The following is a 13,571-nucleotide window of genomic DNA, read 5'->3' as shown; positions in this document are numbered from 1 at the left end:
CAGGCGGTACCCCGGCGGGGGAGGGTCACACCCGGTCGCGACGTCAGCGCCGGAACATCGCCCGGAGGGCCACGAGCAGCAGCAGACCGCCCACCACCAGGCCGAGCAGGCGTACGCCGGGGATGTCGGCCGGGCTCGTCGCGTCGGCGAGCAGCAGCAGGTCCATCTCCGCACTCTGCTGGCAGAGCGCCCCCAGGGCAACTGTAAGGTTTATTGACTATTCGATGGCACGGTGTGACCATGACTGCACCGCCGGGTGGCGGGGGAGTCCGCAGCGGAGATGACGGGGGTACGCGACCGCATGAGCGAGCGTCAGCGAGCGAATCATCGGTGCAGTGCGGTGGTGCCTCATGGCGGCCCGGAGCGTAGCGGAGGGCGGTCATGAGCGAGCGTCAGCGAGCGAATCATCGGTGCAGTGCGGTGGTGCCTCATGGCGGCCCGGAGCGTAGCGGAGGGCGGTCATGAGCGAGCGTCAGCGAGCGAACGGGAATCTGGCGGCGTTGGCGGCCGCGGTCCTGCAGCCCGGGTTCGTCGGCACCGTACCGCCCGCGTGGGTCTGCCGCTGGCTCGGCGACGGGCTCGGTGCGGTGGTGTTGTTCAGCCGTAACGTCGTCGACCCGGAGCAGGTCGCGGCGCTCACCGCCGGGCTGCGCGCGGAGCGGCCGGACGTGATCGTGGCGATCGACGAGGAGGCGGGCGACGTCACCCGCATCGAGTCGGGTCGGGGCAGCACCCGGCCGGGCAACTTCGCCCTCGGCGTGGTGGACGACCCGGCCCTCACCGAGGAGGTCGCCCGCGACCTGGGCGTCGAACTCGCCGCGCTGGGCGTGACCCTGGACTACGCGCCGGACGCCGACGTGAACTCCAATCCGGACAATCCGGTGATCGGCGTCCGCTCGTTCGGCGCCGATCCGTCGGTGGTGGCCCGGCACACCACCGCCTGGGTACGCGGCCTCCAGTCCGGCGGCGTGGCCGCCTGTGCCAAGCACTTCCCGGGGCACGGCGACACCCGGGTGGACTCGCATCACGACCTGCCCCGGATCACCGGCGACCGGGATCGGCTGGACGCCGTCGAGCTGGCCCCGTTCCGGGCTGCGGTCGAGGCGGGCGTGCAGGCGGTGATGACCGGGCACCTGCTGGTGCCGGCGCTGGATCCGGAGCTGCCGGCGACGCTGAGCGCCCGGATCCTGGGCGGCGTGCTCCGGGAGGAGATGGGCTTCGACGGCGTGGTGGTGACCGACGCCGTGGAGATGCAGGCGGTCGCCGGCCGGTACGGCTTCGCCGGTGCGGCGGTGCGGGCGCTGGCGGCCGGGGCGGACGCGATCTGTGTCGGCGGCGAGCATGCCGACGAGGAGACCGCCCGGCACCTGCGTGACGCCATCGTGGACGCGGTCGTGGCCGGGGAGTTACCGGAGGAGCGGCTGGCCGAGGCGGCGAAGCGGGTCGGTCAGCTCGCGGCGTGGACGGTGGCCGCCCGGACGGCCGGGCCGGCGGGTGGGCCTACCACGGTGACGGCCGGCGGTTCGCCGGTCGGGCTGGTCGCCGCGCGGCGGGCGATCCGGGTCACCCGTGCCGTCGAGGGTGTCGACCTGCCGTTGGCCGCCCCGGCGCACGTGGTGGAGTTCCAGCCGCCGCACAACATCGCGATCGGGGCGGAGACCCCGTGGGGGGTGGCCGCGCCGCTGACCGCGCTGGTGCCGGGCACCACCAGCGCCCGCTACGCGCAGTCCGAGGTGCCGGCCGATCCGGCCGCCGACGCCGCCGGCCGACCGCTCGTCCTGGTGGTACGCGACCTGCACCGGCACGACTGGATGCGGACCGCCGTCGACCGGGTGCTGACGGCCCGGCCCGACGCCGTGGTGGTGGAGTTGGGCGTGCCCGCACTGGTCGCCGGCGCGGTGCACGTCGCCACCCACGGGGCGACCCGGGCCGCCGGCCGGGCCGTGGCCGAGTTGCTCGGTGCTACCGCCGTCACGTCAGGCTGGTGACCAGGTCCGCGTACTCGGAGTGGCGCTCGATGTAGGCGTGCATGAACGGACACTGCGGCACCACCCGCTGCCCCTGGTCCCGGACCTGGTCCAGGGCGCCGCGCATCAGTGCCGAGCCGACACCCCTGTTCTGGAAGGCCGGGTCCACCTCGGTGTGGGTGAACACCAGCACCTCCGCCCGGGGCAGGTACGCGGTGAACCCGGCCAACGCGTCGTCGACCAGGATCTCGTAGCGGTGTTTGGCGGCGTTCTCCTCGACCAGCATGCTCACCGGACCATTGTCCACCGTCGGTCCGCGGCGCCGGGGTCGTTCGCCTCCGTCTCGTACCCTGGTGCGGTGACGAACCGATCGCCCGCCGGTAACCGCCTCCGTACCCTCGCCTGGAGGGTCCCCACCCGCAAGTCAGCCGGTCTGCTGGCCGGTCTCGCGCTCGGCGCAGCCCTGCTCATGGGGTGCAGCTCCGAGGGTGCCCGTACCGATTGTGGGCTGGACGCCTGCACGGTGACCTTCGACCGGGGGGTGGACGCGCGCGCCAGCATCCTCGGTGTCGAGGCCCGGCTCGTCGAGGCCCAGGACGACGTGGTGACCATCGAGGTCGCCGGTGAGCAGCTGTCGCTGACCGTCGGCCAGCAGGCCGCCGACGTCGGCGGCTTGGCGGTGACCCTGGACAGCGTCACCGATTCCGAGGTCAAGGTGCGCATCTCACGCAATTCCGGCTGACGCCGACAGTCGCCCGACCGGTCCGTCCAGCCGTCGCTTTCCGGTGGCGGCTGGACACGTTTGGAAATCTTCGCGTCCGGAGATTGAGAGCCCATGTCTCTCACCCGGAACGCCGAAGCCACCGCCGCCCGAACGGCGGACAGCCGGTGGCTGGAACTCCTCGCCCGGGCCGGTTTCATCGGCTACGGGATCGTGCACCTGTTGTTCGGTTGGTTGGCGTTGCAGATCGCATTCGGCAACTCCTCCGACGACGGTGACCAGTCCGGCGCGCTGCGGACACTCGCCGCGCAGCCGATGGGCACGTTCGTGGTCATCGCCATCGCCGTCGGCATGGTCGCCATGGCGATCTGGCAGGCCCTCGAAGCCGCCGTCGGGCATCAGGCCGAGAGCGGCAACGACCGGACCAAGGAACGGGTCGTCTCGGCGGCCCGGACGGTCATCTACCTCTGGCTGGCGTGGACGGCCTGGAAGGTCTTCTCCAACGCCAACTCCGACAGCGCCTCCCAGCAGGAGGAGCTGACTGCCCGGATGATGGAGTCGACCGGCGGCCGGTGGCTGGTCGGTCTCGCCGGTCTGGCCCTCGCCGGGCTCGGCGTCGGCATGGTCGTCTACGGCATCAAGAAGAAGTTCATGAAGCGGCTGAAGACCGGCGAGATGAACGCCCGGACCACGCAGCTCGCCCGTCGGCTCGGCCTGGCCGGGTACGCCTCCCGGGGCGGCGCGTTCGCGGTGACCGGCGTGCTGGTCGTGCTCGCCGCGGTCAACTACGACCCGGAGAAGGCCAGGGGCCTGGACGCCGCCCTGCGGACGCTGCGGGACCAGGCGTTCGGCGCCATCCTGCTGTCGCTGGTCGGCCTGGGTATCGCCGCCTTCGGCCTCTACTGCTTCCTCCAGTCCCGCTACCGCAAGGTCTGACTTCTTCACCCCGACTCCGGCCACCGCGGCGGTGCCGCGGTGGCCGGTGGCGACGATTCGAGGCAACATAGCCCCTTTGCGGATCTTGCCGTCGGGTGGGAAGGAAGAGTGAACGTGCACAGCTATCTCGTGACGGTCGTCGCCGCGCTCGGTGCGGCGGCGATCGCCGTTGCCGTGGTCGAGGTGGTGCATCGCCTGATCCGGCGGTGGGGCCGTCGGTCACGGCTGATGATGGAGTTGACCGAGCACGCCCACCGTTCGTTCCAGCTCGCGGCCACCGTGCTCGCCGTGCAGTTCGCCGTCCGGTTCAGCACCGGCTACGCCGTCGGTACCGCGTGGCGGCAGGTGCTGCTGCACATGCTGGTGCTCGCGGTCATCGCGGCCACCGCCTGGCTGGTCACCTCGCTGCTGGTGGTGGTGGAGGACACCGCGCTGGCCCGGTTCCGGGTGGACGTGCCGGACAACCGGCACGCCCGCCGGGTCCGCACCCAGGTCGTCATGCTGCGCCGGGTGACCATCGTGGTGATCGTGGTGCTCACCGTCGGCGTGATGCTGATGACGTTCCCGGCGGTACGCGGCATCGGCGCCGGTGTGCTGACCAGCGCCGGTGTGGTCGGTATCGTCGCCGCGCTGGCCGCGCAGAGCCTGCTCGGCAACGTCTTCGCCGGACTGCAACTCGCCTTCAGCGACGCGGTACGCCTGGACGACGTGGTCGTGGTCGAGGGGGAGTGGGGTCGGATCGAGGAGTTGACCCTCAGCTACGTGGTGGTGCAGATCTGGGACGACCGGCGGCTGATCCTGCCCACCTCCTACTTCACCAGCACCCCGTTCCAGAACTGGACGCGTACCGAGGCGGCGGTGCTCGGCACGGCCGAGTTCGACGTCGACTGGTCGCTCCCGGTGCAGTCGATGCGGGAGGAGTTGCGTCGCCTGGTGGAGGGCACCGAGCTGTGGGACGGCCGGGTCTGCGTACTCCAGGTGACGGACGCGACCGGCGGCATGGTCAAGCTGCGGGCCTTGGTGAGCGCCGCCAGCGCCGGTGCGTTGTGGGACCTGCGCTGCCTGGTCCGCGAGCACCTGGTGGCCTGGGTACGCGACCAGCGGCCCACCGCGTTGCCGCGGCTGCGTACCGAGGTCGGCGACGGTGCCGGCACCCTGCCCTGGCAGTGGGTCAACCCTCGCCGCCGTACCCGCGGCCCGGACGACGGGGAGGTTCCCGGCGACGCCCGCCTCTTCGGCGGCAGCGACGACGGCGACGCCCGCAGCGAGGCGTTCGTCGGACCGGACGAGCCCGTCGAGGCGCGTCGCTGACCCGTGGCGTGCCGGTGGTGCGGTGGGCGGGAAGGTTTGACGGGAGGTTTCCTGGGGACCTCGTGCGGGACGCTCTGCTCCTTCTCCGCGCACAGGATTGGCGGGCGGCGACTTCGGGCATACAGCGCGGTGACGACGAGAGGGGGACAGCATGGCTGACGTGGCGAACGTCCGCACATCCCACAACGGAAGCGAGCCCTCCACCGCCGAACTGGTCCAGCGGGCGACGGAGCAGATGTCCCGCCTGGTCCGGGACGAGCTCGCACTGGCCCGCGCGGAGCTGACCGAGAAGGGCAAGCACGCCGGTATCGGCGTCGGTCTGCTCGCCGGTGGCGGCGCACTGGCCTTCCTGGGCCTCGGCGCGCTGATCACCGCCGCGATCCTGCTGCTGGCCCTGGTGCTGCCGGCGTGGGCGGCCGCGCTCATCGTGGCGGTGGCCGTCTTCCTGATCGCCGGTGTCCTCGCACTGCTCGGCAGGAAGCAGGTCAAACAGGCTGTCCCGCCGGTGCCGCAGGCGACCGTGCAGAGCCTGCGGGCCGACGTCGACGTGGTCAGCGCGGCGGTGAAGGACAGGGGACGGGCATGACACACAACGGGACGCGCAACGGTGCCGGCGACACCGCGGCGCTGCGCGCGGAGATCCAACGGACCCGGGTCGAGTTGGGCGAGACGGTGGAGGCGCTGGCCGCCAAGGCCGACGTCAAGAAGCGGTTGAAGTCCTCGGCGGACCAGGCGCGCGAGCGGGTCCGGGAGCAGGCGGCGCTGACCGTCGCCCGGGTGCGCGGTCAGGCGGCCCTGACCCACCCGCCGGTGCGGGGGCGGCACGGGCCGGCGCCGTTCGTCGCCCTCGCGGCGGGCGCGATCGTCGCCGCCGTGGTGCTGATGATCATTCGAGGGAGGCGTGTGTGAGCAAGGGGTTGAGCAAGGTCGCCTACCGGCCGGTGGGCATTCTGGCCGGCATCGCCGCCGGTGCGATCGCGGGCGCCATCTTCCGCCAGGTGTGGAAGTTGACCGCCGGCGACGGTGACGCTCCCAACCCCGTCGACGAGGACCGCCGCTGGGGCGAGATCCTCGCGGCGGCGGCGTTGCAGGGCGCGATCTTCTCCGTCGTCCGAGCCGCCGTGGACCGTGGCGGTGCGGTGGGCGTACGCCGGTTGACCGGCCGCTGGCCCGACTAGGAGATCTCGGTGTCCGGGCTGCTGCCCGGCCCGCCTCGGCCCCCTCGCCGGTACCCGGTGGAGGGGGCCTTTCGCCTTACCTCACAGACGCCGCACAGCGGATCTTTCGCATCCGTCAGGTCACATGTCGGAGAATTTCGTCGGGTAGGCTGTGCGAAGTTTTTGCGTACGTGGTTTGCTGTTCCACGCTGTTGAGAGATGGCGTGGGTTGAGAGAAGTCTCCTGCATTGGGGGCCGTCTCAGGCGCCGCTGCTCGAAAACGGCCAACCGGCCGCACGGCGTGCTCGGCCGCCAGTTTTAGAAGGAGATACACATGGCGCAGGGAACCGTGAAGTGGTTCAACGCTGACAAGGGCTTCGGCTTCATCACCGTCGACGGCGGGGGTGCTGACGTGTTCGTCCACTTCTCGGCCATCCAGTCCAGCGGCTACCGCACGCTGGAGGAGAACCAGCGGGTGGAGTTCGAGATCGCCCAGGGCCAGAAGGGTCCGCAGGCCGAGCAGGTCCGCCCCCTCTGAGGCACCGGTCGGCGACCGCCGGCCGCCAGATGGCGAGGCAGTCCCCGCACAGGTGCAAAAGCCCCGCGTTCCGTACGGACGCGGGGCTTTCCGCGTCTGCCGGTCAGCGCCGCGTCCGGGCCCGGACGCCCAGCCAGAGCAGCACCACACCGACGAGGGCCAGCAGCGGCCCGAGTACGGCCCAGAGCCGCTGGCCGGTCATCAGGCTGTCCTCGACGTAGCCGAGGCCCTGCACCGTCCAGATCGCCCCGATCACCACGGCCAGCAGGCCGATCGTGAGCCGGAACCAGCCGCTCATCCGGTCCTGCGGGGCCAGGCTCGGTTCCGCCGGGGTGCTCGTGCCGCCGGTCGGCTCTCCGGTCACCATCGCTGGTGCACCTGCGGACGGATCAGCTCGTCGTAGACGGCGGCCACCGTGGCCAGCTCCTCCGTCGACAGTGGTCGCTGATCGGCCACCGCGGCGTTGCTGCGGGCCTGTGCCGCGTCGCGGGCGCCGGGGATGACCACGGTGACCCCGGCCTGGTCGAGCACCCACCGCAGGGCGAACTGGGTCATCGTCCGGTCGTCGCCGACCAGCGGGGCGAGCCGGCGTACCGCTTCCAGCCCCAACGCGTAGTCGACGCCGGAGAACGTCTCGCCGACGTCGAACGCCTCGCCGTGCCGGTTGAAGGAGCGGTGGTCGTCGGCGGCGAAGGTGGTCTGCTCGTCGTAGCGCCCGGAGAGCAGCCCGCTGGCCAGCGGCACGCGGGCGATGATGCCCACCCCGGCGGCCGAGGCGGCGGGCAGCACCCGTTCCAGCGGCTTGTGGCGCAGCGCGTTCAGGATGATCTGGACGCTGGCCACGCCGGGCCGGGCGATCGCGGTGAGCGCCTCGTCGCAGGTCTCCACGCTGACGCCGTACGCGGCGATGCGCTTTTCGGCGACGAGGGTGTCGAGGGCGTCGAAGACCGCGTCGGTGGCGAAGACGGGCGTCGGCGGGCAGTGCAACTGCACCAGGTCCAGCGTGTCCACGCCGAGGTTCGCCCGCGAACGATCCGTCCACTGGCGGAAATTGTCCAGAATGTACGCCTCGGGGGTTTGTGCCACCCGGCGCCCCATCTTGGTGACCACCGTCAGGCCGGCGTCCGGGTGGGCCGCGAGGAAACGCCCGATGAGCTGCTCGCTGCGGCCGTCGCCGTAGACGTCGGCGGTGTCCAGGAAGGTGATGCCGGCGTCGACCGCAGCGTCCAGCACCGCCATGGCGTCGTCCTCGGTGACCGTGCCCCAGTCGGCACCGAGTTGCCAGGCGCCGAGCCCGACCACGCCGACCTGTCGGTCCATCCGGGGGAAGGTGCGTTGCTCCATACGACCGAGCCTAGACGAGTTGTTCCGAATTGCGGTCAGTGGTCGTAGGCGATCAGTGACCGGGTGACGGGTGCGCCGGTCTTGTTGTTGTGCCAGATCGCCGCGGTCATGGCGAGGAGGCGTTGGGCGACCCGGACGGCCACACCGTCGAAGGTTCGTCCGCCGTGTTGTTCCAGGTCAAGCTGGCCTTTGAGGGTGTCGTTGACCGACTCGATCAACTGGCGGACCTTCTTGAGCATCGGCTCGCCGTAGCGGGCCTTCTCCTTCTTGCGGGACGGGCGCAGCAGTTCGATGCCCTGCTCGGCCAACTGCCGCTCGAATGGCTTGGAGGCGAATCCCTTGTCGCTGATCAGCAGGATCCTGTCGTGCTCTGCCACCACGCCGGCCTCGACGTCCAGCATCGCGGCGAGGACCTCTCGCTCGCCGATCTTCGGGTTCGCGAGGGCCCACAGGATCGGCATCCCGGTCGGGGTGCAGACCAGGTAGAGCCGGAGTCCCCAGAAGAAGCGGGAATGGGAGGCGCAGTAGCCGTATCCGGCCCAGCCGGCGAGGTCTGAGCGCTGGGCGGTGGGGCGGGACATGCCGCACGGGATGGGGGTGGAGTCGACGATCCAGTGGTGGTCGAACCAGAAGTCACTGTCGCGGGCCAGGTCCCGGATGACCTTTTTGATCAGCGGCAGGGCAGCGCGGAGCCGTTTGTTGTAGCCCGGCCGCTGCGGCAGGTAGGGAAACCAGGGGCGCAGGTGGATACGGGCGTAGCGGATCCAGTGCGCCTCAGAGCGGGCACCGAGCAGGACCTGCGCCACCGCGAGGCATACCAGTTCGGAGTCGGTCAGTAGCGGCGGCCGTCCCCGCCACCGGGGGGTGCGGATGCTGTCGTCGATCTTCACGTACAGTGCGGTCAAGAGGGTATCCAGGTCTTGCGTCACACCATGATCTTGGATGCCCTCTCTTCATGCCCAGACATCGACCCCTGACTTCGGAACTACTCGTCTAGTGACTCCTGGCGGCCGTGCCGAGGCCGGGCCGCGTGCGGCGGACACGAGTGGACGTGCCTCTCCACGACCACGCTGGCGGCCTGTAAGACTGCCCACGGACCGTCGTCGTCGCCGGTGTGCCGGTGCCACCGCCCAGGAGAACCCGTGATCGATCTGCGTACCTTCATCGCCGGACTGCCCAAGGTCGAACTGCACGTGCACCACGTCGGTTCCGCCTCGCCCCGGATCGTCGCCGAACTGGCCGCCCGCCACGAGGGGCGTACGCCGGTCCCCGCCGACCCGGACCTGCTCGCCGACTACTTCGTCTTCCGCGACTTCGCGCACTTCATCGAGCTGTACCTGAGCGTCGTCGACCTGATCCGTGACCAGGAGGACGTCTGGATCCTCACCCACGAGGTCGCTCGGGAACTGGCCCGCCAGCAGGTGCGCTACGCCGAGTTGACGGTGACGCCGTACTCGCACGTGAGCCGGGGCATTCCGGCACCGGCGTTCTGCGAGGCGATCGAGGACGCCCGCAAGCGGGCCGCCGCCGACTTCGGCATCGAGCTGCGCTGGTGCTTCGACATCCCCGGCGAGGCGGGCCTGCCGGCCGCCGAGGAGACGCTGCGGATCTCCCTCGACGAGCGTCCGGACGGACTGGTCAGCTTCGGTCTGGGCGGCCCCGAGATCGGGGTGCCCCGGCCGCAGTTCAAGCCCTACTTCGACCAGGCCCGGGCGGCGGGACTGCACTCGGTGCCGCACGCGGGAGAGACCACCGGCCCGCAGACCGTCTGGGACGCCCTGCGCGAGCTGCGCGCCGAACGGATCGGCCACGGCATCTCCGCCGCGCAGGACCCGGAACTGCTCGCGTACCTCGCCGAGCGGCAGATCGCCATGGAGGTCTGCCCGACCTCCAACGTACGGACCCGGGCGGTGGCCGCCATCGAGGAACACCCGCTGCCGGCGCTGGTCGAGGCGGGGCTGCTGGTGACGATCAACTCCGACGACCCGCCGATGTTCGGCACCACGCTCGACGACGAGTACGCGGTGGCCGCCCGGCTGCTCGACGCCGGCCCGGAACAGGTGGCGGCGCTGGCCCGCAACGCGGTGACCGCCTCGTTTGGCGACCCGGCGGGCAAGCAGCGGATCGCCGAGGAGATCGACGCCTACCTGGCCGCCGCGCGCGGCTGATCAGGTGGGGGTTCCCGGTCCCGGCCGAGCGCGGTCGGGACCGCGGACGCGATGAAGTGCGCGCGACGGGAGAAGGTGTGGGGGGACCGTGTCTCCCGCCGCGCGCACGGCTCCACCGGCCGATGCGCGCTGGGAGCGGAGAGCCGGTGGAACTGCTGGGTTCAGAGCTGATCCTGACACCCGTACCGGGCCAAAGGGACGTCGTTAATCCGGATCTAAGGAAGACTTGTGCCGCCGCACAACCCGACGGCACGCAGCGTGGTCATCCGTTGGTGGGCCGCTGCCTCGACCAGCGGCGCCCGCTGCCCTTCTGCTCCCGCGCCTCCCGGGCCATCCGACCCACCAGACCGAACCGGCTGACCTGCCGGGGCGTCGCCTCCGGGTCGGCGAGCAGCATCACCACGCTCGTACCGCCCAGCCGGGCCCGGTCGATGCTCACCGAACCGTTGGCCTGCAACGCCACCCGTTTGGCGATGTCCAGCCCGAGACCGGTGGAACCCTGGTCGCTTTCGCCCCGGCGCAGCGCGCGATCCGGGTTGGCGATGCCCGGCCCGGCGTCGTCGATCCGGATGGCGACGTACCCGTCGCGGCGGGACACCGCCACCTCGAACGCGGTGCCCTGCGGCGTGTAGCGGAACACGTTGCCGATCACCGCGTCGAGCGCGGCGGCCAACTCGGCCCGGGGCACCGGCGCCGGGATGCGCAACTGGGCGCCGACCACCCGGTGCGGGCGGTTCTGGTCGCCGGCGAGGGCCGCCCAGAACACCATCCGCTCCCGGACCACCTCGCTCACGTCGCACATCGCCGGCGCGGCCTCGGTGGCCACCGCCTTGCGGGTGGTCTTGATCAGCACGTCGATCTCACCCTCCAGGGTGACGATCGCCTGCCGGATCCGCCGGATGCCGCGCCGGTGGTCCAGTTCCGCCTGGCTGAACGCGTCCACGCTGGTGTCGTCGGACTCCAGCGCCTCCGCGTCGAGCCGGAGCACGGTCAGCGGGGTACGCAGCCGGTGCGACAGGTCCGCCACCAGTTCACGCTCCTCGGTGCGGGCGGCGACGAACCGCTCCGCCATCCGGTTGAACGCGTGGCCGGCCTCGGCCAGCTCACGCGGGCCGCTCGGTTCCACGCGTACGCCCAGGTCGCCGTCGCTGACCGCGAGCGCCGCCGTGACCAGTCCCCGGGTGGCGTCCACCGTGCGGGCCGCGAGCCGGTCGACCACCAGCACGGCCGCGCCCACCAGGGTGAGGGCCACCCCGGCCAGCAGCCACCAGCGACCCGAGCCACCGAGGGCCTCGTCGGGTACGAAGACCTCCACCACGGCCGTCCGGTCACCCAGCACGACCGGGTCCAGCCGCAGCACCCCACCGTCGACCTCGACCACCAGTGAGCGTCCTTCGGCGCGGGCCCGGTCGAGCTGCCCGGCGTCGGCGCGTCCGGCCTCGGCGTCCACGTCGTCGAGACCGTGCACGACCGGGCGGGTGGCCGGGTCGTCACCGCTGGCCTCGATCGCGCGGTCCACCACCGCCGGCTCGACGCTCACCGCGAGTGCTCCGGTGACCAGCGCGCTGCGTCGGGCCGCGTCGGCGATCGCCTCCTCGCGGGCCTGGCCGCCCAGGCTCAGGCCGAGCGGGATCAGGAAGGCCAGCGCCAGCAGGACGCCGGTGCCGCCGGTCAGCAGCGCCAGCGAGCGCCTCAGTCCGGCGCCACCAGCCGGAAGCCGACCCCCCGCACGGTGCGAAGGTAGCGGGGTTTCGCCGCGGACTCGCCCATTTTGCGACGTAGCCAGTACAGATGCACGTCGATGGTCTGGTCCTCGCCGACCGATGGCTGCCGCCATACCTCCTCCAAGAGCTCCCGGCGGGACACCACCCGGCCGGGACGGGCGGCGAGATAGGCCAGCAGGTCGAATTCCTTGCGGGTCAGCGCCAGCGCCTCACCGTCCAGGTGGGCGCTGCGTTCGCCGACGTCGACCCGTAGCCCGCCGACGCTGTGCACGGCCGGCGCCACGCCGCGACTGGCGCGTCCGACCCGGCGCAACACGGTGGTGATCCGCGCGTCCAGGTGCGCGCCGGTGAACGGCTTGACCATGTAGTCGTCGGCGCCGGCCCGCAGCAGCTTGACCACCGACTGCTCGTCGTCGCGGGCGGTGGCGATGATGATCGGTACGTCGGTGATGCCGCGCAGCATCCGCAGGGCGTCCGACCCGTCCAGGTCCGGCAGGCCCAGGTCGAGCACCACCAGGTCGGGGGTCTCGGCGGCGACCCGGCGTAGCGCGTCGAGCGCGGTGCCGACCGCGTGCACGGCGTGGCCCCGGTCGGTGAGGGACCGAAGCATCGCGCCGCGTACGACGTGATCGTCTTCGACCAGCAGGACGGTGGCCACGCCAGAACGGTACTCGGAGCGGCGCGGTACGTCGTTGCGGCCCACCTGACAACACGCCGTGCCTGCGTCGACCGCGCCTCAGCGGGCAGCGCCCGCCTCGACCACCTGGTCGTCGCGGCGCTGCGGCGGGTCCGCGTCGGCCGCCGGCGCCGACCGTCCGGTCGTCGCGTCGGCCGCCGGGGCCGGTTTCGGCGTCGGCTCGGCGGTAGCCGCCGGGCCGCTCTCGGCGGCCGGCTGCTCGTCGAGCACCGACCGGTCGATCTCGTCGGTGGTGCTGCGGCGGCGGCTGATCAGCCAGCCCACCACCGCGCCGCCGCCGAGGCCGGCGACCAGGCCGGCGGCGAGCAGGCTGTTGGCGTTCGGGCCGTCGTCGGGCGTGGCGGCGGCCGGCGCGGGTCCGTCCGGCGCCGCACCGCCGGGTGCCGCGCCGTGCCCGCCGTGGGCGGCACCCGGGTACGCCGGGTCGCCCGGTGTGAGGGTCAGCGCGGGCAGCGGGCGCTGGCCGGGGCGGTTGCCCCAGTGCACCTGGAGGCCGTCGGCGTAGGTCTGGGTCAACTCGAAGTGCACCTGCTCGGTCTGCGGCAGCGGCGCCATCGAGAACACCAGCCGGGCCGGCCCGTCGCCCGCCGCACCGGGTGCCCGGGTCCAGGTCAGCGCCGCGGTGACCACGTCGGTGGCCGGTCCGTGCATGCCCGCCACCGGCACGTCGAGCTTCCGTGGGGTGATCACCGGTGCCCAGCCCTCCACCGAGAGCGGATACACCTCGGCCACCGGTGTCTCCGCCGGCATCCGGATCTCGATCCGTTCGGTGCGGACCCCGGGTCGCTCGTCCGGCACCACGAACTCGAGCTTCACCGAGTTGCCCTGCTGGGCCTCGGCCGGAGTGAACGTCACGCCGTCGGCCCACGCCGTGGTCGCGGGCCAGAGCAGTACCCCGGCCGTGGCCAGGGCGGCCACCAGCGCGCCCCGGCGCCGACGGCTCCCGCCGCGCGTCATCGCCATGCTGGCTCCCCATCCGTGTCGACGCGGCCGGAACCGGCTCCGGCC

The 13,571-nt window shown here is 72.0% G+C and carries 17 protein-coding genes; 9 read left to right on the top strand and 8 right to left on the bottom strand.

The window, feature by feature from the left end; all coding sequences use genetic code 11:
- Positions 1-43 precede the first annotated feature (43 nt).
- Positions 44-166, bottom strand: coding sequence for a hypothetical protein (locus ID554_RS32285; RefSeq protein ID WP_263407320.1), 123 nt, complete (start codon positions 164-166; stop codon positions 44-46).
- Positions 167-461: 295 nt separating this feature from the next.
- Between ID554_RS32285 and ID554_RS02610 the strand changes: the two genes are divergently transcribed.
- Positions 462-1,988 (top strand): glycoside hydrolase family 3 protein, encoded by a 1,527-nt coding sequence (locus tag ID554_RS02610; protein ID WP_117227434.1) that lies wholly within the window; start codon positions 462-464, stop codon positions 1,986-1,988.
- Here the strand turns inward: ID554_RS02610 and ID554_RS02605 are convergent.
- Complete coding sequence (locus ID554_RS02605; RefSeq protein ID WP_223884612.1) at positions 1,972-2,253, bottom strand: GNAT family N-acetyltransferase; 282 nt, start codon at positions 2,251-2,253, stop codon at positions 1,972-1,974. The two genes, ID554_RS02610 and ID554_RS02605, sit on opposite strands and share 17 nt — an antisense overlap.
- A gap of 72 nt (positions 2,254-2,325) precedes the next feature.
- Between ID554_RS02605 and ID554_RS02600 the strand changes: the two genes are divergently transcribed.
- From ID554_RS02600 to ID554_RS02570, 7 genes are all read left to right on the top strand, one after another.
- Positions 2,326-2,709 (top strand): hypothetical protein, encoded by a 384-nt coding sequence (locus tag ID554_RS02600; RefSeq protein ID WP_117227432.1) that lies wholly within the window; start codon positions 2,326-2,328, stop codon positions 2,707-2,709.
- Positions 2,710-2,802: 93 nt separating this feature from the next.
- Complete coding sequence (locus ID554_RS02595; protein ID WP_117227431.1) at positions 2,803-3,624, top strand: DUF1206 domain-containing protein; 822 nt, start codon at positions 2,803-2,805, stop codon at positions 3,622-3,624.
- Between the two features lie 114 nt (positions 3,625-3,738).
- Entirely contained in the window at positions 3,739-4,935 is a 1,197-nt protein-coding gene (locus tag ID554_RS02590; RefSeq protein WP_117227571.1) for a mechanosensitive ion channel family protein, read from the top strand.
- A gap of 151 nt (positions 4,936-5,086) precedes the next feature.
- A complete protein-coding gene (locus ID554_RS02585; RefSeq protein WP_117227430.1) occupies positions 5,087-5,521 on the top strand; it encodes a phage holin family protein in 435 nt (144 codons plus the stop codon).
- On the top strand, positions 5,518-5,844 hold the full coding sequence (locus tag ID554_RS02580; RefSeq protein WP_117227429.1) for a DUF3618 domain-containing protein: 327 nt from the start codon (positions 5,518-5,520) through the stop codon (positions 5,842-5,844). The genes ID554_RS02585 and ID554_RS02580 overlap by 4 nt, the downstream gene beginning before the upstream one ends.
- Positions 5,841-6,113 (top strand): DUF4235 domain-containing protein, encoded by a 273-nt coding sequence (locus tag ID554_RS02575; RefSeq protein WP_117227428.1) that lies wholly within the window; start codon positions 5,841-5,843, stop codon positions 6,111-6,113. The genes ID554_RS02580 and ID554_RS02575 overlap by 4 nt, the downstream gene beginning before the upstream one ends.
- A gap of 313 nt (positions 6,114-6,426) precedes the next feature.
- Positions 6,427-6,630: a cold-shock protein gene (locus ID554_RS02570; protein ID WP_013732668.1), complete on the top strand. Its 204-nt coding sequence runs from the start codon at positions 6,427-6,429 to the stop codon at positions 6,628-6,630.
- Positions 6,631-6,733: 103 nt separating this feature from the next.
- Here ID554_RS02570 and ID554_RS02565 read toward each other — a convergent pair whose 3' ends face one another.
- From ID554_RS02565 to ID554_RS02555, 3 genes are read right to left on the bottom strand one after another with little or no spacing between them, the layout of a single operon-like run.
- The gene (locus tag ID554_RS02565) at positions 6,734-6,997 is read right to left on the bottom strand and encodes a hypothetical protein (RefSeq protein WP_396888461.1); all 264 of its coding nucleotides are present in this window, start codon (positions 6,995-6,997) and stop codon (positions 6,734-6,736) included.
- The gene (locus ID554_RS02560) at positions 6,991-7,974 is read right to left on the bottom strand and encodes an aldo/keto reductase (RefSeq protein ID WP_117227427.1); all 984 of its coding nucleotides are present in this window, start codon (positions 7,972-7,974) and stop codon (positions 6,991-6,993) included. The genes ID554_RS02565 and ID554_RS02560 overlap by 7 nt, the downstream gene beginning before the upstream one ends.
- 35 nt (positions 7,975-8,009) lie before the next feature.
- Positions 8,010-8,903: an IS982 family transposase gene (locus ID554_RS02555; RefSeq protein ID WP_191088568.1), complete on the bottom strand. Its 894-nt coding sequence runs from the start codon at positions 8,901-8,903 to the stop codon at positions 8,010-8,012.
- Between the two features lie 213 nt (positions 8,904-9,116).
- On the opposite strand from ID554_RS02555, the gene ID554_RS02550 reads away from it, so the two are divergent.
- On the top strand, positions 9,117-10,142 hold the full coding sequence (locus tag ID554_RS02550; RefSeq protein ID WP_117229277.1) for an adenosine deaminase: 1,026 nt from the start codon (positions 9,117-9,119) through the stop codon (positions 10,140-10,142).
- Between the two features lie 262 nt (positions 10,143-10,404).
- Here the strand turns inward: ID554_RS02550 and ID554_RS02545 are convergent, their stop codons facing one another.
- From ID554_RS02545 to ID554_RS02535, 3 genes are all read right to left on the bottom strand, one after another.
- Positions 10,405-11,817, bottom strand: a complete 1,413-nt coding sequence (locus tag ID554_RS02545) for a HAMP domain-containing sensor histidine kinase (RefSeq protein ID WP_396888528.1) — start codon at positions 11,815-11,817, stop codon at positions 10,405-10,407.
- Positions 11,818-11,834: 17 nt separating this feature from the next.
- The gene (locus ID554_RS02540) at positions 11,835-12,524 is read right to left on the bottom strand and encodes a response regulator transcription factor (protein WP_117229294.1); all 690 of its coding nucleotides are present in this window, start codon (positions 12,522-12,524) and stop codon (positions 11,835-11,837) included.
- Between the two features lie 78 nt (positions 12,525-12,602).
- Positions 12,603-13,526, bottom strand: a complete 924-nt coding sequence (locus tag ID554_RS02535; protein WP_117229276.1) for a DUF1775 domain-containing protein — start codon at positions 13,524-13,526, stop codon at positions 12,603-12,605.
- Positions 13,527-13,571 lie beyond the last annotated feature (45 nt).

It is taken from the genome of Micromonospora craniellae (assembly GCF_014764405.1).
Taxonomy (GTDB): Bacteria; Actinomycetota; Actinomycetes; order Mycobacteriales; family Micromonosporaceae; genus Micromonospora; species Micromonospora craniellae.
The sequence above is the reverse complement of the archived record's forward strand: the minus strand, read 5'-3'. Positions and strand labels throughout refer to the sequence as shown.